Below are 22,751 nucleotides of genomic sequence, written 5' to 3'. Positions count from 1 at the left end.
GTGTTCTGCAAACAGTGTAACCCGGGAACCTGTGAGAACATTCCGACAGCCGTTTCCAGGCCCGCTCCGGTGTCGGGCGTCACCCGAGCGCAGACCGCCGCGCCTTGGGCACGCGGGGGATCCAGCAGCCCACCTCCGAGCGGTACCGTCGGAACTCGTCGCCGAACCGGCGCTCGAGGTCGGCCTCCTCCGCCGGCCGGATGGCGTAGTTCCAGAGCAGCGAACCGGCGAGCGCATAGACGATGACAAGCCACGACCCGAGCAGCAGACCGACGGCCACGCCCTGGGCGATGCCCGCGACAGCCATCGGGTTGCGGAGCCAGCGGTACGGTCCGGCGATCACGAGAAGGTTCGGCATCGCAGACGGCAAGGGTGTTCCCCTTCCCCGGGTCGACATCGCGACCGCGGAGCCGATTCCGAGGATGCTGGCGAGCGCGAGCACGGCGACCCCGACGGCGAGCGCGAACGGTGGGAAGCCGATCGCGACGGCCCAGCGCTGTTCGAGTGCCGCGAGGGCGAGCGGGATCACCCCGAGGAAGAGGCCCCAGAAGACGACGATCTGCCCGAACGTCGTTGCCACATGGCGGGCGGTCGCCTGCCGCGCGGCGGCCGGGCGGAACGCGAACGGACCGCGGAGGATCCATTCGGTGGGCACCCGCCCCCACAGCACGAGGCAGAGAGCGGCCACCGAACCCGCTGCGGCGGCCGCCATGAGGAGCACGCCCCAGCCGGCCTCACCCGTGATCGTGGCATAGCCGGCCAGAGCGACCGCGACGAGGCAGGTCCAGCCGGTTGCGACCAGCGCTGACGCTCTCACCCCGGCCGCCGCGACAGCGGAACCGACCACGAACAACGGCACGTCGAACGCCGCGACCACGACCGGGTCCAGGCCGCCGAGCGTCGCCTCCCGCACGGGGACCCAGGCGAAGACCGCGATCCACCACGCGACCCCCGCCACCGCCTGAACAGCGAAGTAGACCCGACCCCAGTGCATGTCCACAGACTATTGCCGCGGTCAGCCGTCCACCGTGTCGGGGAGGAGCTCGGCGAGCAGGTTCTGCACCCGCTGCTTGATGTCGTCGCGGATGGGGCGCACCTCATCGACAGAGAGACCGGCCGGGTCGGTGAGCTCCCAGTCTTCGTAATGCTTGCCCGGGAAGATCGGGCAGGTGTCGCCGCATCCCATCGTGATCACCACATCCGACCCCTTCACCGCGTCCGTGGTGAGGATCTTCGGCACCCGGCCGGCGATGTCGACGCCGTCTTCGGCCATGACCTGAATCGCGACCGGATTGATCCGCTCTTTCGGCTCGGAACCGGCGGAGAACACGTCGACGGCGCCCCTGGAAAGGGCCGCCAGGTAGCCGGCGGCCATCTGCGACCGGCCCGCGTTATGGACGCAGACGAACAGGACAGTGGGTTTCTCAGACACGGTGCTCCTCACGTTCACAGGGGTACCAAAAGCATAGATGAACATCTATGCTTTGAGAAGGCCAGTTCAGAGCGTGAAGCCGGTGTTCATTCCGCGGCCGCCCGCACCGCACCCTCGATCTGCTCCTCGGAGGGCATCGGGGCCATCCGCCCCTCGACCGCGTACACCCGGCAGGCGAGCTCGGCACTCCGCGTGCCAGGGAACGGGTCGCGGCCGTCGAGCAGGATCGTCGGTGAACCGCCGAAATTCGACGCGGCGGCCGCCTCGCCCGTGGCGATCTCGACGACCTCGACGGGTTCTGGGACGCCCAGCCGCTCCAGCACGGCGCGCAGCCGCTGCTCGGCTCCCGGCCAGCTCGGGCAGTCGGGTATGTGCAGAAGTTGCACCTTCATGATGAGACCTCAGCCAGTTCTTCCGCGATCAGCCCGCGAACCCTCGCCTCGATGTCGTCGCGGATCTCCCGCACCCGGGAGAGAGGAAGGCCGGCAGGGTCGTCGAGCTCCCAGTCGAGGTAGCGGCGGCCCGGGTAGATCGGGCAGGCGTCGCCGCATCCCATCGTCACCACCACATCCGCCGCCCGCACGACCTCGTCGGCCAGCGGCTTCGGGAACTCGCCGCCGAGCGGAACGCCGATCTCGTCGAGCGCGGTGACCACAGTAGAGCGCACCGCATCCGCCGGCGCCGACCCGGCCGTGCGCACGCGCACCCGGTCGCCGGCGAGCTGTTTGAGGATCGCCGCCGCGAGCTGCGACCGACCCGCGTTCTGAACGCAGACGAACAGAACGAGCGGTGTCGCCGACGCCTCGCCGTGCGCGCTCGCGCTCGCGCTCGCGAGAGCATCCAAGCGTTCGACGGCGAACCGCGAGGTCAGCGACGAGAGATGCCGGGTGATGCCGGAGCCGCCCGCCAGCAGCTCGTGGCACTCCCGCACATACCGGTCGACCGTCTGAGGTGCGAACGTTCCGGCGTAACGGGCGGCGAGGTCGCGACCGATACGGTCGAGCACGTCACCGACCGGCGGGGATGCGGGTTCCCGGACGAGTTCGGAGACGCGGTCGATCTGGTCGGGTTGGAGCGAATACCAGACCTGTCGGCCCTCGGGCCGTCGCCGCAGCAGCCCCTCGTCGAGCAGCACCTTCACATGGTGAGACACGGTGGGTTGGCGCAACCCGAGCGTCTCAGCCAGTCGGGTGACAGATGCACGTCCATCGCCGCTGTCGAGGATGAGGGACAGGATGCGTGCCCGCGTCGGATCGCTGATCCGCTTCAGGCCGCGTAGCGCCTCGTTCACCGGTGGGACCCCACTCATAGACGCCAGTCTATGCGGGCATGGGCGCCTCTTGCCGGCCGGCTTGATCGTCTACGCCTGGGGTCTGTACGTCGCTCGCCCGCTGACGATACTCTGACCCCATGGGTGCGATCGAGGGGTTCGTGACGTCGGCGTCGGATTCGCTCTGGTCGTGGATCGTCCTCCCGGTGGTGGTGCTCCTCGGCCTCTACTTCACGGTGCGCACGGGTGTCGTGCAGTTCCGCATGTTCCCGGCGATGCTGAAGACCCTGACCGACAAGACGCCGCTGCGCGCCGACGGCACCCGGCAGTCGATCTCGGCCTTCCAAGCGTTCACCGTGTCCGCGGCTTCGCGCGTCGGTGTCGGCAACATCGCCGGGGTCGGCACCGCGCTGGCGATCGGCGGCCCGGGAGCCATCTTCTGGATGTGGCTGATGGCGTTCATCGGCGGGGCATCCAGCTTCGTGGAGTCGACGCTGGGGCAGGCCTACAAGGTGCGCGACGCCGACGGGTTCCGAGGGGGCCCCGCGTACTACATCCGGCAGGGGCTCAAAGCACCCTGGGCCGGAGTTCTGTTCGCCGTGCTGCTGATCGTCTGCTTCCCCTTCGCCTTCAGCTCGCTGCAGGCCAACACGATCAGCGCGACACTCGCCAGCTCGATCGGCTCCGGGGCGGCACCGTGGCTCGGCTGGGTGGTCGGCGCGATCCTCGCCCTGCTCACCGCGCTCGTGGTCTTCGGCGGGATGCGCCGCATCGCATCTGTTACGCAGGCGGTGGTGCCGCTGATGGCTGTGCTCTACGTGCTGCTCGGACTCGTCATCGTGGCACTGCACATCACCGAACTCCCGCGGGTGATCGGTGAGATCTTCTCGGGTGCCGTCGGGTTCCAGTCCGTCGCCGGCGGTGCCATCGGCACGATCATCCTCACCGGCGTGAAACGCGGAATGTTCTCCAACGAAGCCGGCCTCGGCTCGGCCCCGAACGCGGGCTCGTCGGCCGCGGTCACGCATCCGGTCAAGCAGGGCCTCGTGCAGACCCTCGGTGTGTACTTCGACACGTTCCTCATCTGCACGATCACGGCGGTCATCATCCTGGTCAGCCAACCCGACCTGGTCGGTGCCGAAAAGGGCATCGGGCTCACCTTCGGAGCTGTGACGGGCACGCTGGGCGCGTGGAGCGGGTGGCTGCTCACCGTGATCATCTTCCTGCTCGCGTTCAGCTCGATCCTCGGCAACTACTACTACGGCGAAGCGAACGTCGAGTTCATCAGCACACGACCTGCCGTTCGCATCGGTTACCGCATCCTCGCCGTCGCCGCCGTTTTCGGGGGTGCGGTGCTGTCGGCGGGGATCGTCTGGGACACCGCCGACGGAGTGATGGGCCTGATGGCGCTCACCAACCTGGTCGCGATCGCGCTGCTCTCCGGCGTCGCGTTCGCCCTCCTCAAGGATTACCGCGCGCAGCTGCGAGAGGGACGCGACCCGGTCTTCACCCGATCACGCCTGCCGCAGACCGTCGACGTCGAATGCTGGGAAGACGAACTCTCCGTCACCGGACCGATCCCCACCCCCACTGCGGAACGGCGATCGGCCGACAAGGGAGCACCCTCGACGGAGCGCACAGGCCCCTGACACCACCACGGCAGGCGCACATGCCTCCGCCGGGGTCGCCTCAGAAGAAGGTGGTGAGGAGCGCGATGGCGGCGGCGGCCATGACGATGAAGGCCGCCCAGAGTCCGATGCGCGACCAAGGCCCGCTGATGTTCGCGCCCATGAGGTCGCGCCGGCCTGAAAGTCGGATGATGAAGAAGATGAGAGGAACGGCGACGATGCCGTTGATGACGGCGGTGAGCACGAGCGCTTGCACAGGATCGAGACCGACGAAGTTCAACAGCAGGCCGATGAGCGTTCCCGCGATGATGACGGCATAGAACGCTCGGGCCTTCATGAACCGGCGCGAGAGACCCTCCCGCCAGTTGAACGTCTCCGTGACCGCGTACGCGCTGGAGCCGGCGAGGACGGGGATGCTCATCAGCCCGATACCGATGACGCCGACGGCGAAGATGAGCTGGGCGATGTAACCGGAGTTCGGAAAGCTGTTGACCAGCGGCTGGAGTGCTTTGGCCGCGTCTGCGGCGGTGGAGATATTGGTGACCCCTGCCGCGTTGAGCACGACGGCACCGACGACGATGATGAACCAGGCCACCATATTGGAGAAGAACATTCCGATGGTCGTGTCCACTCTGAGCCGCCGCAGGTAGCGTCTGCTGATCCGCGGGGCGCCGCCGGCCGCATCCGTGCGATCTTCTGCGATCTCGTCTTCCACCGTGTTGCTGGTCTGCCAGAAGAACAGGTATGGGGAGATGGTCGTGCCGAAGATCGCGACGACGATGTAGAGGAAGCTCTGATTGAGCTGGAACTGAGGGATCACTGTTGCGGCGATCACCTTCCCCCACGGGACGTTGACGAGGAACGCGGTGAACACGTAGGCGAAGAGAGCGAGCGCCAACCACTTCAGGATGCGGATGTACACCTTGTAGGAGACGAACACCTCCAGCACGACGATCACCACAACGAAGACGATGGCGATCGCCGCCACGGGAACACCCGGCATCAGAAGGTGCGTACTCGACGCCATCGCCCCGATGTCCGACCCGATGTTGAAGGTGTTCGCCGTGACCAGCAACCCCACGACCGGGTAGAGCACCCACTTGGAATAGTGGTCGCGCACGATCGCTGCAAGACCTTTGCCGGTGACAGCGCCGATTCTCATGCAGGCGTCCTGAACCGCCACCATGAGCGGGAACGTGAGAAGCATCGTCCACAGGGTGGCGAACCCGAACTGGGCGCCGGCCTGCGAATATGTGGCGATTCCGGAGGGGTCGTCGTCGGCAGCTCCGGTGACGAGGCCAGGTCCGAGAATCTTCAGCAGACGTCCGAGCCGTCGACGCGGCCTCGCCGGAGAAGCGCCGCCCTCGTGCTCCTCTGAAGCATCGGCGCCATCCACCGCATCGCTTGGTTGGCCAACCATCCGCGGTCAGTGTAACCACACCACCTGCGGTTGCCCCCGCGCTGATACGCACGAATCCGCACGAAGACGAGCGTTCGGCTGCATCTTCTCTCAGAGAAGGGTGGGAAGAACACCGCCATCCGCGCGGACGGCCGCGCCGTTGGTCGCCGCAGAGAGCGGACTGGCCAAATAGGCCACGAGGTTGGCGATCTCTTTCGGCTCGAGGAACCGCTGGACGAGCGATGACGGGCGAACCAGTGACGATCTGAGCTCGTCGATCGTCATCGGGTGGGCAGAAGCGATCTGCTCGATAGCGTCGGCGACGCCGTCAGAATAGGTCGGTCCGCCGAGTACGGTGTTCACCGTCACGCCGGTGCCCCGCGTGAGTTTGGCCAGGCCGTTTCCGAGTGCGAGCCCGGCCGCTTTGGTGGCACCGTAGTGGATCATGTCGCCGGGCACATCGACCGCCGGCTCGGTTCCGACGAAGATGATCCTCCCCCATCCCTTCTTCAGCATCGGCCCCACTAGGGCGCGCGCGAGCCGGACCCCACTCATCACATTGATCTCGAAGTACCTCAGCCAGTCGGCGTCCTGGAGTTCGCCGAAGCCGGCGACGTCGAAGACACCGACATTGTTCACGAGCACATCGACCTCCCCGAGCCCGTCGAGCAGCGACTCCACCTGAACCGGATCAGCGAAGTCGGCGGCCATCCCAGAGACCGGCGCGCCCGGCACCGTCTCGCGGAGTCGTTCGACGGCGTCAGCGACTCGCGGTTCGGTGCGGCCGTTGATCACGACCGATGCTCCCTCGTGCGCGAGCATCTCCGCCACCGCGTAGCCGATCCCCCGGGTCGAGCCGCTGACGAACACCTTCTTGCCTCCGAGTTCGAGATCCATGTCTTGTCCTCTTCCTGACTGCCGTCGGCAGCGATAATTACTTTCCTGAGCAAGTCAAGGCTAGGAGTTTTCACTTTCCCAAGCAAATTGGTCGATTACGCTGAGCATATGGTCGCATCAGAGTCTTCGGAGAGCTTCGACCGCGACGAGCTCGAGACCTGGTCGGCTCTTGCGACACTTCTGGAGTGGTTGCCGGTCGCGCTGGATACGCAATTGAAGCGGGATTCCGGCATCGCCCACTTCGATTTCGGAGTCCTGTTCGCGCTCTCCCACGCAGAGAACGGAACCCTGCGGATGAGCGATCTGGCGGGCTTCGCCAACAGCACGCTCTCGCGCCTTTCTCGCGCCGTCGACCGCCTGGAGCGCGAAGAGTGGGTGCACCGCACGGTTGACCCGTCGGATGGTCGAATCACCCTGGCCACGTTGACCAACGAGGGTCGCGAAACTGTCCGGAATGCAACGCCGGGCCACGTTCAGCTCGTACGTGGGCTCGTATTCGACTCCCTGACACGAACGCAGACACGAGAACTGACCGACATCTCCCGCCGCATCACAACCGCGATCCGCTCACAAGGCGGATGGCGACCCCCGGTCTAGCGAAGCAGACCCACTTCGAATACATCGAGCACTTCCACAACCGGCAGCGCCGACATTCCGCGCTCGGCTACCGCACTCCGATCGAAGACGAGACCCTCGAAGACGACAACGTCCTTACCGCGAGTTGGTCACCACGACTGGAACCAAGAACGTGGGGCACGTCACGATGTCACCTAGGGCGTGTCTCGTCCAGGACATTCGGCTCGGCAGCGACGGACCCTGCCGACGACGATCTGGCGTCCGCCAGGAGGCGCCCCGATTGCGGTGACGGCGATCCCACCCAATCGGGTCATTTTTCTGGGCTCGAAGGCTGCGGATGCCTATGCTGTGGGCTATGACTGCGGAGCCCACGAGATCCGGATGGAATAGAAGCGTCGGCCGCCGTTGGGCAATCGCGATCGTTTCGGCCCTCGGGATGCTGTCCATGTGGGCGGGCGCGGCGAACCCGGCGTTCGCGGCGCCAGTCACGATCAGTGCCACCAATATGACCCCGACCGGCCCGCAGTTCGGCGATCAGGATGTGTCGCCGGGTCAGCAGGTGCGAATGCAGCTCGCGGTGCAGAACACAGGAACGGTGGCCATCCCGGCAAACGCCACCCAGCCGGAGTTCGACGTCGACCGTGGGGCGGCGTTCGCCGCCAACGCCGTCTCCAACGTCACGAACGGAGGCAGTGCGAACCGGGCGTGCGCACGCCCGACGACCTCGCAGATCATCTGCAACACGCAGTCGAACTTCAACACGATCGCGGTCAGCGGTGCCAACAACTACTCGAACTTCTACGCCTACGTCGCCATCCCGGTCAACGCGATCCCGGGTACGGTTTACCACCTGACGACGACCCTGAACTTCGACCCGACGCTGTACACCAATGTGGGCACGCCCACGGTGTTCGTCGCGAACCTCACCGTGCCTGTTCCCGCCCCCGCGATCCTTTCGCCGACCCCGACCGACACAGTTGGCAGAACACCCCAGATCACCGGCACGGGTGTTTCCGGAGCCACCGTGCACATTCGGTACGGGGGCGCTGAGATCGGAACCGCGCTCGTCGCCGCGGATGGATCGTGGACGTTCACGCCGCCGTCGCCGCTGGCCAATGGCGTCGCCCAGATCACCGCGTTCCAGCACTCGGTCGACCTCGACTCCCCCGCAACGACAGCTTCCTTCAACGTCTCAGGGCCGCCCGCTGTCCCGGTCATCACCTCTCCGGGCGATGGCACCGCCACCACGAACACGAAACCCGTCTTCACCGGAACAGGTGAAGACGGAACCACCGTGACTGTGACCGACGAAACCGGGGCGACAATCTGCGCTGGCCGAGTCTCCGCCGGCGCCTGGACGTGCACGCCGACCACCCCACTCGCCCTGGGAGCCCACACCTACACACCCACCGCCACCGACACTGCCGGCAACTCCAGCACAGGAACGCCGATCGCCCTCACCATCGCGGCGACCCCCAGACCGAGCCCGAGCCCCACCCCGACGGCCACCGAAGGCACCGGGCTCGCCGACACCGGTAACGACGTTGCACTTCCCGTGCTCGCGGGAGGCCTGCTGCTCCTGCTCGGCGTCGCTGGTGTCACAGTCGGCTACCGGCGCCGGCGCGCGTAAACCGCCCGGCTCGGCTTTCACAAGGCGATCAAGCGGTGCCGGCAAGAAGGATGCGTGTCCTTCCGCTGTCCGGTCATCGCGACGTGAACTCGTCGAACACGGGGTCTTCCTTGATCGTCATCACACCGATCCACGCTCCGGCAAAAGCGCCCGGCAGGGGCGGCAAGGGGCGAAGAAGCCTGGAGGGAACGTATTGGCGTCTCCTCAGAATGCGGTCTGCCAACCCGCGAAGTCGAAAGCAACGCTTTCGGCAGACGAGTTAGGCGCCGATGCCTGCAACCCGGCCCGGGATGCAGAACCCCTGAGCACACAAACGAGCTTTTGCACACGAGAGCAATTCAGCGACTGAACACTTCAGAGCGGAGACGGTGGGATTTGAACCCACGGTGCCCTTAACGGGCACTCCACCTTAGCAGGGTGGTGCACTCGGCCGAACTATGCGACGTCTCCTGAGCGTCCGGGTTGCAGACGCACGACAGCCATCATAACGGACGTCGGAGCCCCCGGGGGACAGCGGGCTTGCAGGTCGGGGTGGTCTACGCCCCGGTGGAGCCGAAGGTGGAGGCGAGGTGGAGGAGAGTGTTGAGCAGCGTCACAGTCCAGACGACGCCGACGAGCAGTGAGAGCACGTAGAGGCCGACGGTCACCCAGATCGGGGTGAGGCCGCGGCCGGGGGCAACACGGCGCACGATGACGGAGCGGCCGATCACGTAGACGATCGAGCCGAGGAAGCTCCACGCCCAGTGGAACGGGCGCACGACACCAACCTTCTCGAGTTCGCGGAAGTCGAGCCAGGCGAACAGCACAGAGAGACCGTAAGCCAGGAACGAGACGCCGAGGATGACGAAATACATCGGGCCGAGAAGGGCGAAAGGGTTGCCGAACGAGCGGTAGCCGTCGGCGTACTGAGTGATCTCGAGACCACCGAACGGGTTCCAGAACGGCAACAGCGCCGTGGTCACGAACGGGAGCGCCACGACCAGCCAGATGAAGACCGTGTAGATGCGGGTACCGGGCGCCAGTTGGGGGCGCGGCGGCACCACCGGTCCGTAGGATGCGGGCTGACCATACGCGGGCTGACCATACGTGGGCTGCGCGGCGGCGGGCTGCGGCGCCGGGGTCACGGGAAACGCCGACGCGGCGGGCGCGAAGTGGGTGGTCCACTGCTGGCCGTCCCACCAGCGCTGCCGGCCGGTGCCGCTCGGGTCGGGGTACCAGCCGGGTGGGACGTTGCCGCTCACGTAACTCATTGCGCCTCCTCGGGTCGCCATCACGACCATCCGGATCGATGCTATCGTCGCGACCCTTTGGATCCCCCGAGCATCCGGCCCCCGCGCGGGCGTGCGTCCAGGCGGTCGTGCGTCCAGGCGGGCGCGCGTCCAGGCGGGCGCGCGTCCAGGCGGGCGCGCGTCCAGGCGGGCGCGCGTCCAGGCGGGCGCGCGTCCAGGCGGGCGTGCGTCCAGGCGGCGGTCAGGGGCGGCCCGAGACGGCTGCCCGGATGACGCCCGCGAAGGCCCGACGCCACTGCGGTGGCCGCAAGCCGGCCTCGCGGATGAGACGGGATGCGCGGTCGAGGCTGCGTCCGCTGCCGCCCGGGCCGAACACGGCCGGCGGAAGGCCGAGGTTCGTGAAGACGTCGACGAGCACGAGTGCCCCGCCGGGAGCGAGCACGCGGGCGCACTCGCGCACGCCCCGGGCTTGGTCTGACCAGTGGCTGAACGATGTGCTGCTGACGACGAGGTCGAACGCCCCGTCGGCGTGCGGCAGCTGCTCCGCGGTGGCATGCTCGAACCGCATCCGTGGGTCCCCCCGGCGATCGTGCTCCGCGACCTCGACCATGCCGGCCGCCGCATCCACTCCGACGAGGGCGGCCTCCGGCAGAAGCAACGCGAGGTGCCGCACCAGGAAACCGGTGCCGCATCCCACATCGAGGATGCGCGGGGCGGCCACGCCGGTCAGCGCGCCGGCCGCGATCGAGGCCGTGCGGCGCGCAATCTCGCGGTGCAGTGCGCCGCGCGGACCGCGCTCGTAGCCGACGGCACGGCGGCCGTAGGCGAGCACATCCCGGTCGAGGTTCGCAGGCACGGGAACACCCTACGACGCGAAACCTTCAGCTGCCGAGCTCGCCGGTCAGCCGATCATGGAAGGCGCGACTGTGAGTGTTGAGGCCGGTCAGTTCGACAGTGGCACCGTGCTTGACGTACTTCGACTGCACGGCGTCGAGGGCAGCAACACTGGAGGCGTCCCAGACGTGCGAGCCGCTGAGATCGACGACCACGCGCGGCGGGTCCTCCGCGTACGAGAACTGCTCGACGAGGTCGTTGCTCGAAGCGAAGAACAGGGGGCCGAGCACGCGGTAGCGGGCCACCTCACCCGATTCGTCGAGAGTCCGCTCCACCCGCACGACGTGGGCGATGCGGCGGGCGAAGAACACCAGCGCCAGCAGCACGCCCACCCCGACGCCGATGGCGAGGTTGCCTGTGGCCACCACAACGGCGACCGTGACAAGCATCACCACCGTCTCGGGCACGGGCATCCGGCGCAGGGTGGAGGGCCGCACGCTGTGCCAGTCGATCGTCTGCAGGGCGACGATCATCATCACCGCGGCGAGCGCCGCCATCGGGATGGCCGCCATCACCGGCGAGAGCACACCGACCAGGAGCAGGAGGAACAGGCCGGCGGCGAGGGTCGAGACCCGTGTGCGTGCCCGCCCGATCTGCACGTTCACGACGGTCTGCCCGATCATCGCGCATCCGGCGACACCGCCCCACAGCCCGGCAAGGATGTTCGCGATGCCGAGACCCCACGACTCTCGGCCCTTCGCCGACCGACTGTCGGTGAGCTCATCGACAAGTTTCGCGGTCAGCAGGGTCTCCAATAGTCCGACCAGGGCGGCCGCGAACGCGGTCGGTGCGACGATCTGCAGGGTCTGCAAGTCGAACGGAACGGTCCAGGGGTGATCCCGGGAAGCACACCGCTGACGGTGCCTTCGTCGCCGACCGTCGGCACGGCCATCCCGAACACCACCACCGCTGCGGTCACGACGACGATCGCCACGAGCGGCGCCGGCACGACCGTCGTGAACCGAGGCAGGAGCACGACGATCAGCACGGTCACAGCGAACAGCGGATACACCGCCCACGGCACATCCACCACGTGCTGCAGCTGCGCGACGAAGATCAGCACACCCAGAGCGTTGACGAACCCGATCATCACCGACCGAGGGATGTACCGCACGAGCTTCGCCAGCCCCGCCGCCCCGAACGCGATCTGGATCAGACCCGTGAGCAGCACGGTCGGCAGAACGTAGGCCGTGCCGTGCGCGTGCACCATCGGTGCGAGCACGAGCGCGACCGACCCGGCGGCCGCGGTGACCATCGCCGGGCGTCCGCCCAGGAACGACATCGTGATCGCGAGCACCACCGAGGAGATCAGCGCCACATCCGGCCCGACCCCCGAGATGATCGAGAACGAGATCACCTCGGGGATGAGCGCGAGGGTGGTGACGATCCCGGCGAGCACCTCGGTGGCGAGCAGGCGCGGGCGGCGCAGCACGGCCGACGTCGGCACTCGACCGTTCGGGAGGCGGAACTCGGTCGACGGGGGCGCAGACGGGGCGAGGGGCATCGGAGTCATGCGCCGGCGGCCGCGCAGGCCGCGCGGCAGTCCTTTCGGCAGCGGGAATCGACACCGGAAGCCTATCGGCTCGGCTCACCCCGGTTCGGCCGCGGCGGCGCGGTCACTCCTCGAACGTGACCCCCGAGTTGCGGCGGCGGCGGTCGACCGTCAGCGTGAAGACATCCGGTCGCGCATAGTGCCCCGCGACGTCCAGGTCGACCGACTGCTCCGCTCGCGCGTCGAGGTCGACGGTGGCGAGGATGATCCCGGCCTCACCGCGCACCGGGGGAACGATCCAGGAGCCGTCCGGACCGGCGATGCTTGAGCCGCCGTCGAACAGCCACCCCTGTTCCGGCGCATCCGGGCCGACGCCGGCTCGGAACGCGTCAAGGAGTTCGGGCGGGATGTCGCTCGTCGCGATGAGCTGACCCGCAGAGACGACGAAGCATCGCCCTTCGAACGCGTACGACCGGGCGGCGATCTCGTGGGATTCGGGCACATCCGGCCACACCGCGACGTGGATCTCCTCGTTCTGCGCGTGCAGGGCGTGCCGGGCGAGCGGGTTCAGGTGCTCCCAGCAGACGAGCCCACCGACCCGGCCGGCCGGGGTGTCGACGACTCTCAGACCGGCGCCGTCTCCGGCGCCCCAGACGATCCGCTCGGTGTGGGTCGGGGTCAGCTTGCGGTGCAGGTTGGCCGTTCTGCCGTCGGGCCCGATGGTGATCAGCGAGTTGAAGAGGGTTCCGCTGGCTCGCGCCATCCGTTCGTTCAGGCCGAGCACGACCGTCGTGCCGGTCTCGCGAACCGCCTCACGCAGCGGCGCGAGGTCGTCGTCGAGTCCGCCATCCGGGTCGAGCACAGGGCTCTCGGCGAGCAGCCGCGAATACCAGTGCTGAGCTTCGGGGTCGCGCCACCCGGCGAGACCGAAGACCCAGGCCGGGTAACAGGTCAGCCAGGTTTCAGGGAACACGACGAGGTCGGCGCCGGACTCGGCCGCCGAACGCACATGTTCGACCGCGCGGCGCAACGACCCGGCGAGGTCGAGGATGGCCGGCGGATGCTGGACGATGGCGATCGTTGTCTGCGTCATCGTGTGCTGTCACTCCTTGTCATCGTGTGCCCTTGCCGCTCAGGCTGCCGTAGAGGTCGGGCCGGCGGTCGGCGTGCACGTCATTGTTGTCGCTGATGGATTTGCGGCGGGCCTCGGCGAGGTCGAGCTGCGCCACGATCATTCCGGGCTCACCGAGAGCCGCCAGAGCGAGGGGGTAGCCGTCGGGGTCGACGATGGCGCTCCCGCCGAGCCACTCCTGGCCCCGCTCTGCCCCGGTGCGATCGGCGACCGCGAGGAAGATCCGGTTCACACTCGCGTCGGCCTGAACCCGGACGATCTCGCCGGGGCGCTCGCCGACCGGGCGCGGAAACCGCGGCCAGTTGACCGGGGCGCAGACGAGCTCGGCGCCGGCAAGGGCGACCTCCCGAACCCATTCCGGGAACTCCAGGTCGTAGCAGACCATGACCCCGATCCTCCCGACGGCGGTGTCGACGACGGGTGGGGCGCCCTCCCCCGGCGTGAAGCCGACGACCTTCTCGTGATCCCACAGGTGCGCCTTGCGGTAGATCGCCAGCACGCCCGTCTCGTCGATGACCGCGGCAGAGTTGTAGACCGGAACCCCGCCGGCATCGGGGCCGGGTTCGTCAGGATCGCGTTCGGCGAAACCAGCGACGATCACCAGACGCCGTTCGCGCGCCAGCCGGCACCATTCGGCGATGGTCGGCCCGTTTGCGGGCTCCGAGAGGGCGTGGAGCTCGACCTCGTCGCGGAACAGGTACCCGGTGTTCGCCAGTTCAGGCAGGACGACGACGCGGGCGCCCGCATCCGCTGCGGCCACGATCGCTTCCCGGGCCCGCCGACGGTTTCCGGGCACGTCGCCGATCCGAGGAGCGATCTGGCAGCAGGCCACGGAAACCGTCGGGGAGGTCATCGGTCGGCCGGCTCCGTCTCGACCGCGGTGCCCTCGAGTTCGATCGCACCGAGACGGCGCGCCTCGAGCTCGGCGCTCAGGTCGATGTTCCGGCTGAACAGGAGGTACAGGCCGCCGGAGACGACGAGCCCGACGACGAACGAGAAGTCCGCGCCGCCGAGCGCCTCCGCGACCGGGCCGACATAGAAGCTGGTCGAGAAGAACGGGATCATCGCGACGAAACCGACCACATAAGCCACCATGCCACGCCAAGCCCACCGCCCGTACAGGCCGTTCGGCTTCAGGATCTCCGAGATCGCGTACTTCCCGCGGCGCACGAAGTAGAAGTCGACGAGGTTCACGGCCGTCCACGGCACCAGGAAGTACAGCATGAGGAGCACGAAGTTGTTGAAGCTGGCGAGGTAGTCGTCGGGGATCACCAGCGCGAGGATCAAGCAGACGACGCCGACGATCACGAGTCCGACGACCCGCAGTCGCACCGTCGGCCTGACCGCTTTGAACCCGTCGACCGCGCTCGTGCCGGTCAGCATCGCACCGTAGGCGTTCACCCCCATGATCGAGATGAGCGCCAGCACCGAGACGAGAACAGCGAACACCCCGAAGCCGGGGAACAGGAGATCCCCGATCTGGCGGATGGCGGTGATCGGGTCGGCGTTCGGGATGAAGCTGGCGAGCAGCGAGCCCAGAGACATGAGCCAGATGGCCGAGAACGCCGCTCCGACGTAGACGGATGTGATCAGTTTCGGTGCCGAGGCGTTCGCCGGGAGGTACCGCGTGTAGTCGGAGACGTAGACCGCGTAGCTGATGTTGTAGCCGGCGGCGAGCGAGATCTGCACGAGGAAGGCCGTGGGGTTCCAACCGGCCGTCGCGGCAGCGGCGCCGTGCGGAACGGCGGTCGTGCTGAAGTGCACGATCGCGACCACGGTGACGATGACGAAGACGACGACGAGGATGTAGGTCAGCCAGCGCTGCACGAAATGCAGCAGATCGTGGCCGACCACGGCGATCACGATCGAGACCGCGATCAGGATCGGATACCAGAGGAGCTTGCCGCCGGGGAGCACCAATTGGAGCCCCTGGGTGGCGAGGATCGTGTCGAAGACGAGGAACCCGACGTAGACGAAGACCGTCGCCGCGAACGGGACGATCGCGCCGCGGCTGCCGAACTGCGCGCGCGACTGGATCATCTGCGGCAGCCCCATGCGCGGGCCCTGGTTCGCGTGGAAGGCCATGAAGAAGGTGCCGAAGCCGGCGCCGAGAACGATGGCCAGGATGCTGAACCCGACGTTGAGCCCCATGGCGGGGCCGACGAAGCCCGTCACCAAGGTCGGCAGCACGAAGTTGCCGGTGAACCAGAACGGACCCTGGTGCCAGACCTTTCCGTGGCGTTCTGCTTGCGGAATGTAGTCGATCGAGTGCTGCTCGATCAGGCTCTCCCGATCGGAGGCCTCCTCAGCGATAGACATCATTGTCCTTTCTCGGGGTGTGGGCGGGGCTCGGGGTTCAGTGGCGTGCGCCGGCTGGGCGATCCGGGGTCATCGCAGAGATGATCTCGTAGGCGACATGCGATGCCGCGATGGCGGTGAGCTGCGCGTGGTCGTAGGCCGGGGACACCTCGACGATGTCGGCGCCGATCAGGTTGGAACCTCGGAGCGCGCGGATCATCGCCAGGAGTTCTCGGCTGGTCATGCCGCCGGCCTCGGGGGTGCCCGTTCCGGGGGCGTGCGCCGGGTCGAGGACATCGATGTCGATCGACAGGTAGATCGGGCGGTCGCCGATGCGGGCGAGCATCCGCTCGATCGCCGAAGCGAGCCCATCGGATTCGATCTCGTGGCTTCCGATGATGGCGAAGCCGAGGCGGGCGTCGTCGCGCAGGTCGGCATCCGAGTAGAGCGGGCCGCGGATGCCTACGTGCAGGCTCGCGGTCAGGTCGATGAGGCCTTCTTCGGAGGCGCGACGGAACGGTGTGCCATGCGTCACGGGTGCGCCGAAGTAGGTGTCCCAGGTGTCGAGGTGCGCGTCGAAGTGGAGCACGGCGACCGGGCCGTGCCGTCGCGCGGCGACCCGCAGGAGAGGAAGGGCGATCGTGTGGTCGCCGCCGATGACCACGAGGCGCTTGCCGTCGTCCGTCAGCTCGCCGGCCGCGTCTTCGATCTGTGCGACCGCTTCCGTGATGTTGAAGGGGTTCACCGCGATGTCCCCGCGTCGGCGACCTGTTGCTGCGCGAACGGCTCGACATCTTGCACGGGGTTGTACGGCCGCAGCAACCGGGATGCTTCGCGCACGTGCGACGGCCCGAACCGGGCGCCGGGCCGGTAGCTGACACCGCTGTCGAACGGGATGCCGACGACGGCGATCTCGGCCGCCGCAACGTCGTCCAGGCGCGGCAATCGCGCGAACGTCGCGAATCCGGCATAGCGGGGGCTCACGCTCGCGTCGGGCGGTCCTTGGGGCTCATCGTGCGTCATTGCGTTCCAAACTATTACTGACAAACAACAAAATTTGCTTGCTAGACAACTTCCGTGGTGCCAGTGTGGCGCGTGCCGGTAGTCCTGTCAAGATGAGAACCGATCACGATGCCAGTGCGAGGAGACCATGCGACCCGTCCATCCCACGCCATCCGAGCTGCCGATCCGGGTCGGGGCACGACTGAGGGCCAGCAGGCGCGCCCAGGGCCTGACCATCGAGCAGGTCGCGACGGCGACCCACCTGACCAAAGGGTTCCTCAGCCGGGTCGAGCGCGATGAGACCTCGCCGAGCGTCGCGACCCTCGTGACCCTCTGCCAGGTGCTCTCCCTGCCGATCGGATCCCTCTTCGAAGAGGCGGAGACCGACGTCATCCGCCTCGACGATGCCCCTCTCATCAATCTGGGCGGCCGCGGTGCGGTCGAGCGCCTCGTCACACCACGAGGGCAGTCGCGGGTGCAGGTGCTGCGATCCACCCTCGAACCCGGTGCTGACGGAGGCAACGACCTCTACACGATCAACTGCGATGTCGAGGTGCTCCATATCATCAGCGGCTCGCTCATCGTGCTCTTCTCGACGCGAACCGTCGAGCTGACGTCGGGCGAGACGCTCACATTCGCCGGCCGCGAGCCGCACAATTGGCGCAACCCGGGCGACCGCCCGGCCGAGGTGCTGTGGACGATCGTCCCGGCCGCCTGGAGCGGCTCGTCGTAGTCGGAACGGGAGGCGTCACCCGCCGAAGGAGATCGGATCCTCCATCCACAGTTCCTGCGCCGCCAGCACTGCGCCGACCAGGGCGGCGTCGGCATCGAGGACGCCGCGGACCATCGGAACGGCCGCCATGCCCACCGAGTCGCTCAGCAGCCAGGGGACCACGGCCGCCGACTGCCCACTGAGGACGACGACTTCGGGCAGGAACAGGGCGGCGACCAATTCGCCGAACTCCCTGAGCCGGCGCCTCGCCGAGGCCAGGATCTCGAGGACCACGGCGTCCCCGTCGGCGGCCCGTCGGTCGAGCTCGACGGCGTAGTCGATCGAGGCCATCGCGGAGAACCGCTCGGATTCGCCGAGCAGAGCAGCGAACGATTGCAACGACGCGAAGACTTCGAGACACCCTCGCTGCCCGCACACGCAGATCGGACCGGCCGGATCGATCGGCACGTGGCCGAACCCCAGCGGGCTGCCGTGCCCGCGCAGAAGATGACCGTCGACCACCGCGCTCCCGCCCAGCCCGCGCCCGAGCAGGATCACGATCGCGTTGTCGTGACCCCGCGCCGCACCGACCCGCCACTCCCCCAAGGTGGCGAGACCGCCGTCATTGCGGATCACGATCTGGGCGAACCCGGCCGCGCGCAACGGCTCCAGGAGTTCGGCCTCCTGCTCGTCGATCCAATCGAACTCGGAGGTGCTCAGGAGGCCATCCGCACTCACGCCCGGGAACGAGATGACGATGGACGGGTGAGCTCCCGGGCGACGCAGCCCCTCCGTGACCCGTGTCACCAGCTCCAGCATGGTCGCGGCCGCGTCGGCGATCGACCACGGGCCGATGGCCGGCCGCCGGATGCCGACCAGGGTTCGGCCCGAGAGCGTCGCTGAGCGCGCGTCGATTCCGCCGCGGGTGATCCGCACCCCGACCAGATCGGCATAGCGATCGTCGAGCCGGAGAAGCCGCCGGGGTCGGCCTCGGCCGGAGCGCGCGGACTCCTCCGAGACGACACCGGCGTCGATCAGCGCGTTCACGAGCGAGCTCACCGCCCCGACGGCGAGACCGGTCGACGCTGCGAGGTCGCTCTGAGAGAGGCCCGGCGTCTCGCGCACCGCCTCGACGATCCGTTGGAGGTTGCGTCGCCGCATCCCCGCGAGTTCGCCGGTCGCCGAGTCGCCCACACCCACCCCTTGCTTTTAACTTCAGACTCTGAAAATAATAGTACCGCGCTCACCCGAAGTGCGTTCCTGATGACAGAGAGGTCACCGTGTCCGATACTATCCAGCCCGTTCCCGCGCCCATCCAGACAAGCGATTCCGCCGCCCCTCCGCCCGGAAAGATCGCCGGCGGCGCACGCTTCCTCAGCACCTTCTTTCTCGCCAACGCCGGCATGTACGCGATCTTCCAAGGCATGCAGCAGATCGTGCTCCCCACCCAGATCGCGGCCATCGACGAAGGCGGCAAGGTCGGCGCCTACGGCCTGCTCGCCTCGATCGGCGCCCTGGCCGCGGCGATCGGCAACCCGGTCTTCGGGGCCCTCTCGGATCGGACGCGCAGCCGGTTCGGCCGGCGGACCCCGTGGCTCCTGATCGCAGCGATCGTCGCCGCACTCCTGCTCGCCCTGCTCGGCGGGATGACCGATCTGTTCTGGCTCGGCGCCGCCTACATCGGGGTCATGCTCACGATGAGCGCGTTCCAGGCCGTGATCACTGCCGTCATGCCCGACCGCGTGCCCGAAGCCCGTCGGGGTATGGTGTCGTCGATCGCCGGCGTCGCCGTCACCGTCGGCGTGATCTACGGCCTCAATGTCGCACCGTTCTTCGTCGACCGCCCCGTCATCGCCTACCTGGTGATCGCCGCCCTTCTTCTCGTCGGCACCCTCCTCCTGGTCTTCCTCACGCCCGACCCGACGGCGAGCCGAGCAGCGGAAGCCGCCCCGGTCGCCCGCGAACGCCAATCGCTCCGGCACTTCTTCTCCGGGCTCGCCGACCACGACTTCGCCTGGGCCTTCTGGGCACGCGTGGCCATCATGGTCGGCTACTGGACCATCTCGACGTACCAGCTCTACACGTTGACCGACTACATCGGCGTCAAGAACCTGCCCGGCGGCAACATCGCGGCCGCCGTCGCGCTCCTCGGAACGATCAACATGGCGGCGAGCTTCGTGACGACGATCGTCTCGGGGCCGCTCTCCGACAAGCTTCGGCGCCGGAAGATCTTCGTGATCATCGCTTCGTTCGGGGTGGCGGCCGGGGCGCTCATCCCCGTGTTCGTCCCGAGCTTCGCGGGCATGATCGCGTACTCGATCGTCGCCGGCCTGTTCTTCGGCATCTACAGCGCGGTGGACCAGGCCATCATGACCCTCGTCGTGCCGCACGCCGAGAACAACGGGCGCGACCTGGGCCTGCTCAACGTGGCGACAACGGGGCCGCAGATCGCCTCGCCGTTCATCGCGGCGCTCATCATCACCGCGCTCGGCGGGTACCCGCCACTGTTCATCTTCGCCGCCGTCGCCGCCGCGCTCTCCGCGTTCTTCATCATCCCCATCCGAAAGGTCCGCTGACCATGCCGTACACCATCGTCCCCACCGACTCCGGGCTGCTCAGGGGAATGGACTCCGCCGCGGTCGTGAGCCTTCTCGGCGTCCCGTACGGCGCGACCACCGGCGGCGCCAACCGCTTCCGCGCCCCGCAGCCGGTCGAGCCGTGGAGCGGGGTCCGCGACGCCCTCGCCTTCGGGCCGAGCGCCCCGCAGGTCGACACCCGCACGCACGCGGCCGCGAACGGGCCCCGGATGCTCTCCCTGCTCTACCCCCGCGGCGGATGGCCGGTCGAGGGGGGCACGATCGACGAAGACTGTCTGCGGCTGAACATCTGGGCGCCGTCCGCACGCCAGGACGACGCACTGCCGGTGCTCGTCTGGCTGCACGGCGGCGGGTTCACCCACGGCTCCGGCAACGAGATGGTGTTCAACGGCGACGAGCTCGCCCGGTTCGGCGACCTGGTCGTCGTGAGTGTCACCCACCGGCTCGGGATCACCGGTTTCCTCGACCTGCGGGACGAAGGCTTCCCGGACTCCGCCAACGCCGGCATGCTCGACATCGTCGCGGCGCTCGACTGGGTTCGTCGCAACATCGCGTCGGTGGGCGGTGACCCGGCGAATGTGACCGTTTGCGGGCAGTCGGGCGGCAGCGCGAAAGTCGGAACATTGCAAGCGATTCCCGCAGCGCGGGGGCTCTTCGCCCGCTCGATCATGATGAGCGGCCCGTTCGCGATCCTCCCACCGCAGGAGCACTCGGCCCAGACCCGGCGCCGAGCCCTCGCCGCACTCGGCGAGCCCGCGATCGGGGAGCTGCAGAGCATCCCACTGGAGCGTCTGCTCGACGCTCAGGCCGGGATGCTCGGGTTCGGCGTCACCCGCTTCGGTGCCACACCCGTCGAGCAGCTGCTGGGGTTCGGGCCGTCGCTCGACGAGGTGCACGCCCCGCGGCAGCCTTTCCATCGAGAGGACGGCACCGCCGAGCTCGTCGGAGACCAGCTCATGATCGGGTGGACCGCGCATGAGGCCGGCCTGCTCCTGGTGGACGAGCCGGAGTACACGACACGGATGACCCGCGATCAGGTCGCCCGCCTGATCGAGGAGGATGAGCCCGGTCAGGGTGCCGCCGCCTACGACGCCCTCGCCGCCGAGTTCCCGGCCGAGCCGCCGCACCTCCTCTGGTCCCGCCGGATCAGCGCGCGGGTCATGCGCGACCCCGCCGTCGAGATCGCGGACGCCGTCGCACCGACCGCAGGCAACGTCTGGGTCTACCAATTCGACCAGACGACCGAGGTGCTCGACGGACTGCTCGGATCCTGCCACAGCCTCGAGCTGGCCTATGTGTTCGGCACGGTTGACCGCATCCCGCTCACCGGTCGTGACCCCGCCCGCGTCGAGACCTCGCGGCGGATGATGGGCGCCTGGTCGGCCTTCGCACGGTCGGGGAACCCTGCCGACGGCGAGGACGGCTGGCACCCCTGGACGCGGGAGGATCGCGACGTCCACCATTTCGGCCGACCTCTGGGAGCGGGTGTCTCACCTGCCGCCGCCGACTTCGGCGCGCCCGTGAAGAGCATCCCGGCCTGAGCGCGAACCCGAAGGGAATGGACACGCCCCCGCCGACGCTGCCCCTTGGGTGAGCACCTCGACCGCACTGACATTCGACCGGTTCGGCGACATCGGCGCCCTGACCCTCAGCACCGTCGCGGACGGCCCGCTGACGAAGAACCAGGTGCGCATCGCGGTCACCGTCGCCGGGCTCAACCCCGTCGATTGGCAGATCGTGGAATCGCCCGCACTCGCGGACGCGTTCGGAATCTCACTCCCCTCCGGCTTCGGCAACGACTTCGCCGGCGTCGTCGCCGACGTCGGGAGCGCCGTCACGCGGTGGAGCGTCGGAGACCGCGTGTTCGGCGGCGCCCGCGGTGCGGCCGTTGCCACCTCGGTAGTGCTCGAACAGGATCATCGCAGCCTGCACGCGACACCCGACGGGGTATCCGAGCTGAGTGCCGGCGTGCTCGACATCGCCGGCCGCACCGCGTCGGCCGTCTTCGACGCCCTCGCCGTGCGACCGGGTGACGTCGTCCTGGTCGGCGGGGCGGCCGGCGGGGTCGGGTCGATCCTGGTGCCGCTCCTCGTTCGTGCCGGCGCGACCGTCGTCGGAACAGGCTCGGCGTCGTCCTTCGACGACCTCCGGTGGCTCGGTGCCGCCCCCGCGCAATACGGTCCCGGCCTCGACGAAGCCGTGCGCGCGCTGGCTCCGGGGGGAGTCGACGCGGCGGCCGATCTGCACAGCACCGAGACCGCCCACAGCGCGCTGAGGCTCGGCGTCGCCCCTCGCCGGATCGTCACGATCGAGGCGGACGACCCGCCGAGCGGAGTCCGGGCGGTCAACGGCTCGGACGCGCGGCCGGACGCCCTCCGAGAGCTCACCGACCTGATCGCGTCCGGCGCATTGGCCATCCCCATCGCCGCGACGTACCCCCTCGCTGAAGCCCCGGCCGCGGTCGCCTTCCAGCGCCGTCGACACGCGCACGGCAAAGTGGCGATCGAGATCGGCCGCGGGAGTGCAACCACACCCTGAAGCCTGGCGCCGGCGCGGTCGATCC

Annotated in this window: 19 protein-coding genes, 1 tRNA gene and 3 pseudogenes; 8 read left to right on the top strand and 15 right to left on the bottom strand. The window is 68.2% G+C overall.

Going from position 1 to position 22,751, the window contains the following annotated elements:
- Positions 1–79 precede the first annotated feature (79 nt).
- The 4 genes from K5L49_RS14065 to K5L49_RS14050 form a co-directional block, all read right to left on the bottom strand.
- Positions 80–994, bottom strand: coding sequence for a methyltransferase family protein (locus tag K5L49_RS14065; RefSeq protein WP_223693679.1), 915 nt, complete (start codon positions 992–994; stop codon positions 80–82).
- Between the two features lie 21 nt (positions 995–1,015).
- Entirely contained in the window at positions 1,016–1,432 is a 417-nt protein-coding gene (locus K5L49_RS14060; protein ID WP_223693677.1) for an arsenate reductase ArsC, read from the bottom strand.
- An 86-nt stretch (positions 1,433–1,518) separates the two neighbouring features.
- A complete protein-coding gene (locus K5L49_RS14055; RefSeq protein WP_223693676.1) occupies positions 1,519–1,824 on the bottom strand; it encodes a DF family (seleno)protein in 306 nt (101 codons plus the stop codon).
- Positions 1,821–2,741: a metalloregulator ArsR/SmtB family transcription factor gene (locus K5L49_RS14050; protein WP_223693674.1), complete on the bottom strand. Its 921-nt coding sequence runs from the start codon at positions 2,739–2,741 to the stop codon at positions 1,821–1,823. The genes K5L49_RS14055 and K5L49_RS14050 overlap by 4 nt, the downstream gene beginning before the upstream one ends.
- Positions 2,742–2,842: 101 nt before the next feature.
- Between K5L49_RS14050 and K5L49_RS14045 the strand changes: the two genes are divergently transcribed.
- Complete coding sequence (locus K5L49_RS14045; RefSeq protein ID WP_223693672.1) at positions 2,843–4,351, top strand: alanine/glycine:cation symporter family protein; 1,509 nt, start codon at positions 2,843–2,845, stop codon at positions 4,349–4,351.
- A gap of 40 nt (positions 4,352–4,391) precedes the next feature.
- Here the strand turns inward: K5L49_RS14045 and K5L49_RS14040 are convergent, their stop codons facing one another.
- Together K5L49_RS14040 and K5L49_RS14035 are read right to left on the bottom strand one after the other, a co-directional pair.
- Positions 4,392–5,750 carry an NRAMP family divalent metal transporter gene (locus K5L49_RS14040; protein ID WP_223693671.1) on the bottom strand — a complete coding sequence of 453 codons (1,359 nt, stop codon included), beginning with the start codon at positions 5,748–5,750 and terminating at the stop codon, positions 4,392–4,394.
- Between the two features lie 90 nt (positions 5,751–5,840).
- On the bottom strand, positions 5,841–6,626 hold the full coding sequence (locus K5L49_RS14035; protein ID WP_223693669.1) for an SDR family NAD(P)-dependent oxidoreductase: 786 nt from the start codon (positions 6,624–6,626) through the stop codon (positions 5,841–5,843).
- A gap of 108 nt (positions 6,627–6,734) precedes the next feature.
- Here K5L49_RS14035 and K5L49_RS14030 point away from each other — a divergent pair, with 108 nt between their 5' ends.
- The 3 genes and pseudogenes from K5L49_RS14030 (at position 6,735) to K5L49_RS14025 (ending at position 8,832) form a co-directional block, all read left to right on the top strand.
- Complete coding sequence (locus tag K5L49_RS14030; RefSeq protein ID WP_223693667.1) at positions 6,735–7,223, top strand: MarR family winged helix-turn-helix transcriptional regulator; 489 nt, start codon at positions 6,735–6,737, stop codon at positions 7,221–7,223.
- Positions 7,190–7,315 (top strand): annotated as a pseudogene (locus tag K5L49_RS20705) (IS3 family transposase); the annotation flags it as partial. The gene K5L49_RS14030 and the pseudogene K5L49_RS20705, both read left to right, overlap by 34 nt.
- A 323-nt stretch (positions 7,316–7,638) precedes the next feature.
- On the top strand, positions 7,639–8,832 hold the full coding sequence (locus K5L49_RS14025) for an Ig-like domain-containing protein (protein WP_223693665.1): 1,194 nt from the start codon (positions 7,639–7,641) through the stop codon (positions 8,830–8,832).
- Positions 8,833–9,192: 360 nt separating this feature from the next.
- Here the strand turns inward: K5L49_RS14025 and K5L49_RS14020 are convergent.
- The 8 genes and pseudogenes from K5L49_RS14020 to speB all read right to left on the bottom strand — a co-directional run bounded on the left by K5L49_RS14020 (position 9,193) and on the right by speB (position 16,900).
- A tRNA-Ser gene (locus K5L49_RS14020) sits at positions 9,193–9,282 on the bottom strand.
- An 86-nt stretch (positions 9,283–9,368) separates the two neighbouring features.
- Entirely contained in the window at positions 9,369–10,082 is a 714-nt protein-coding gene (locus K5L49_RS14015) for a DUF2510 domain-containing protein (RefSeq protein WP_223693664.1), read from the bottom strand.
- A gap of 220 nt (positions 10,083–10,302) precedes the next feature.
- Entirely contained in the window at positions 10,303–10,917 is a 615-nt protein-coding gene (locus K5L49_RS14010) for a class I SAM-dependent methyltransferase (RefSeq protein ID WP_223693662.1), read from the bottom strand.
- Positions 10,918–10,942: 25 nt separating this feature from the next.
- Positions 10,943–12,459: pseudogene (locus K5L49_RS14005) on the bottom strand (SulP family inorganic anion transporter).
- A 112-nt stretch (positions 12,460–12,571) separates the two neighbouring features.
- The gene (locus tag K5L49_RS14000; protein WP_223693660.1) at positions 12,572–13,540 is read right to left on the bottom strand and encodes a carbon-nitrogen hydrolase family protein; all 969 of its coding nucleotides are present in this window, start codon (positions 13,538–13,540) and stop codon (positions 12,572–12,574) included.
- Positions 13,541–13,559: 19 nt separating this feature from the next.
- Positions 13,560–14,432, bottom strand: coding sequence for a nitrilase-related carbon-nitrogen hydrolase (locus tag K5L49_RS13995; protein ID WP_223693659.1), 873 nt, complete (start codon positions 14,430–14,432; stop codon positions 13,560–13,562).
- The gene (locus K5L49_RS13990) at positions 14,429–15,898 is read right to left on the bottom strand and encodes a purine-cytosine permease family protein (RefSeq protein ID WP_223693657.1); all 1,470 of its coding nucleotides are present in this window, start codon (positions 15,896–15,898) and stop codon (positions 14,429–14,431) included. Before K5L49_RS13990 ends, K5L49_RS13995 begins: the two co-directional genes overlap by 4 nt.
- A 37-nt stretch (positions 15,899–15,935) precedes the next feature.
- Positions 15,936–16,900, bottom strand: a pseudogene (gene speB, locus K5L49_RS13985) (agmatinase).
- Between the two features lie 127 nt (positions 16,901–17,027).
- On the opposite strand from speB, the gene K5L49_RS13980 reads away from it, so the two are divergent.
- Positions 17,028–17,612: a helix-turn-helix domain-containing protein gene (locus K5L49_RS13980; protein ID WP_223693655.1), complete on the top strand. Its 585-nt coding sequence runs from the start codon at positions 17,028–17,030 to the stop codon at positions 17,610–17,612.
- Positions 17,613–17,627: 15 nt separating this feature from the next.
- Here K5L49_RS13980 and K5L49_RS13975 read toward each other — a convergent pair whose 3' ends face one another.
- Entirely contained in the window at positions 17,628–18,785 is a 1,158-nt protein-coding gene (locus K5L49_RS13975; RefSeq protein ID WP_223693653.1) for an ROK family transcriptional regulator, read from the bottom strand.
- A gap of 86 nt (positions 18,786–18,871) precedes the next feature.
- Here K5L49_RS13975 and K5L49_RS13970 point away from each other — a divergent pair, with 86 nt between their 5' ends.
- From K5L49_RS13970 to K5L49_RS13960, 3 genes are read left to right on the top strand one after another with little or no spacing between them, the layout of a single operon-like run.
- Positions 18,872–20,167 (top strand): MFS transporter, encoded by a 1,296-nt coding sequence (locus K5L49_RS13970; RefSeq protein ID WP_223693651.1) that lies wholly within the window; start codon positions 18,872–18,874, stop codon positions 20,165–20,167.
- Positions 20,168–20,169: 2 nt separating this feature from the next.
- The gene (locus tag K5L49_RS13965; protein ID WP_223693650.1) at positions 20,170–21,729 is read left to right on the top strand and encodes a carboxylesterase/lipase family protein; all 1,560 of its coding nucleotides are present in this window, start codon (positions 20,170–20,172) and stop codon (positions 21,727–21,729) included.
- A 49-nt stretch (positions 21,730–21,778) separates the two neighbouring features.
- Positions 21,779–22,726 carry an alcohol dehydrogenase catalytic domain-containing protein gene (locus K5L49_RS13960; protein ID WP_223693648.1) on the top strand — a complete coding sequence of 316 codons (948 nt, stop codon included), beginning with the start codon at positions 21,779–21,781 and terminating at the stop codon, positions 22,724–22,726.
- Positions 22,727–22,751 lie beyond the last annotated feature (25 nt).

Source organism: Leifsonia poae (assembly GCF_020009625.1).
Classification (GTDB): Bacteria; Actinomycetota; Actinomycetes; order Actinomycetales; family Microbacteriaceae; genus Leifsonia; species Leifsonia poae_A.
The sequence above is the reverse complement of the archived record's forward strand: the minus strand, read 5'-3'. Positions and strand labels throughout refer to the sequence as shown.

What these genes read in the sequence shown, in the direction of transcription:
- K5L49_RS14065 (WP_223693679.1), bottom strand. Translation starts at nt 994, where the DNA reads ATGCACTGGGGTCGGGTCTACTTCGCTGTTCAGGCGGTGGCGGGGGTC.
- K5L49_RS14055 (WP_223693676.1), bottom strand. Translation starts at nt 1,824, where the DNA reads ATGAAGGTGCAACTTCTGCACATACCCGACTGCCCGAGCTGGCCGGGA.
- K5L49_RS14050 (WP_223693674.1), bottom strand. Translation starts at nt 2,741, where the DNA reads ATGAGTGGGGTCCCACCGGTGAACGAGGCGCTACGCGGCCTGAAGCGG.
- K5L49_RS14045 (WP_223693672.1), top strand. Translation starts at nt 2,843, where the DNA reads ATGGGTGCGATCGAGGGGTTCGTGACGTCGGCGTCGGATTCGCTCTGG.
- K5L49_RS14040 (WP_223693671.1), bottom strand. Translation starts at nt 5,750, where the DNA reads ATGGTTGGCCAACCAAGCGATGCGGTGGATGGCGCCGATGCTTCAGAG.
- K5L49_RS14035 (WP_223693669.1), bottom strand. Translation starts at nt 6,626, where the DNA reads ATGGATCTCGAACTCGGAGGCAAGAAGGTGTTCGTCAGCGGCTCGACC.
- K5L49_RS14030 (WP_223693667.1), top strand. Translation starts at nt 6,735, where the DNA reads ATGGTCGCATCAGAGTCTTCGGAGAGCTTCGACCGCGACGAGCTCGAG.
- K5L49_RS14025 (WP_223693665.1), top strand. Translation starts at nt 7,639, where the DNA reads ATGCTGTCCATGTGGGCGGGCGCGGCGAACCCGGCGTTCGCGGCGCCA.
- K5L49_RS14015 (WP_223693664.1), bottom strand. Translation starts at nt 10,082, where the DNA reads ATGAGTTACGTGAGCGGCAACGTCCCACCCGGCTGGTACCCCGACCCG.
- K5L49_RS14000 (WP_223693660.1), bottom strand. Translation starts at nt 13,540, where the DNA reads ATGACGCAGACAACGATCGCCATCGTCCAGCATCCGCCGGCCATCCTC.
- K5L49_RS13995 (WP_223693659.1), bottom strand. Translation starts at nt 14,432, where the DNA reads ATGACCTCCCCGACGGTTTCCGTGGCCTGCTGCCAGATCGCTCCTCGG.
- K5L49_RS13990 (WP_223693657.1), bottom strand. Translation starts at nt 15,898, where the DNA reads ATGTCTATCGCTGAGGAGGCCTCCGATCGGGAGAGCCTGATCGAGCAG.
- K5L49_RS13980 (WP_223693655.1), top strand. Translation starts at nt 17,028, where the DNA reads ATGCGACCCGTCCATCCCACGCCATCCGAGCTGCCGATCCGGGTCGGG.
- K5L49_RS13965 (WP_223693650.1), top strand. Translation starts at nt 20,170, where the DNA reads ATGCCGTACACCATCGTCCCCACCGACTCCGGGCTGCTCAGGGGAATG.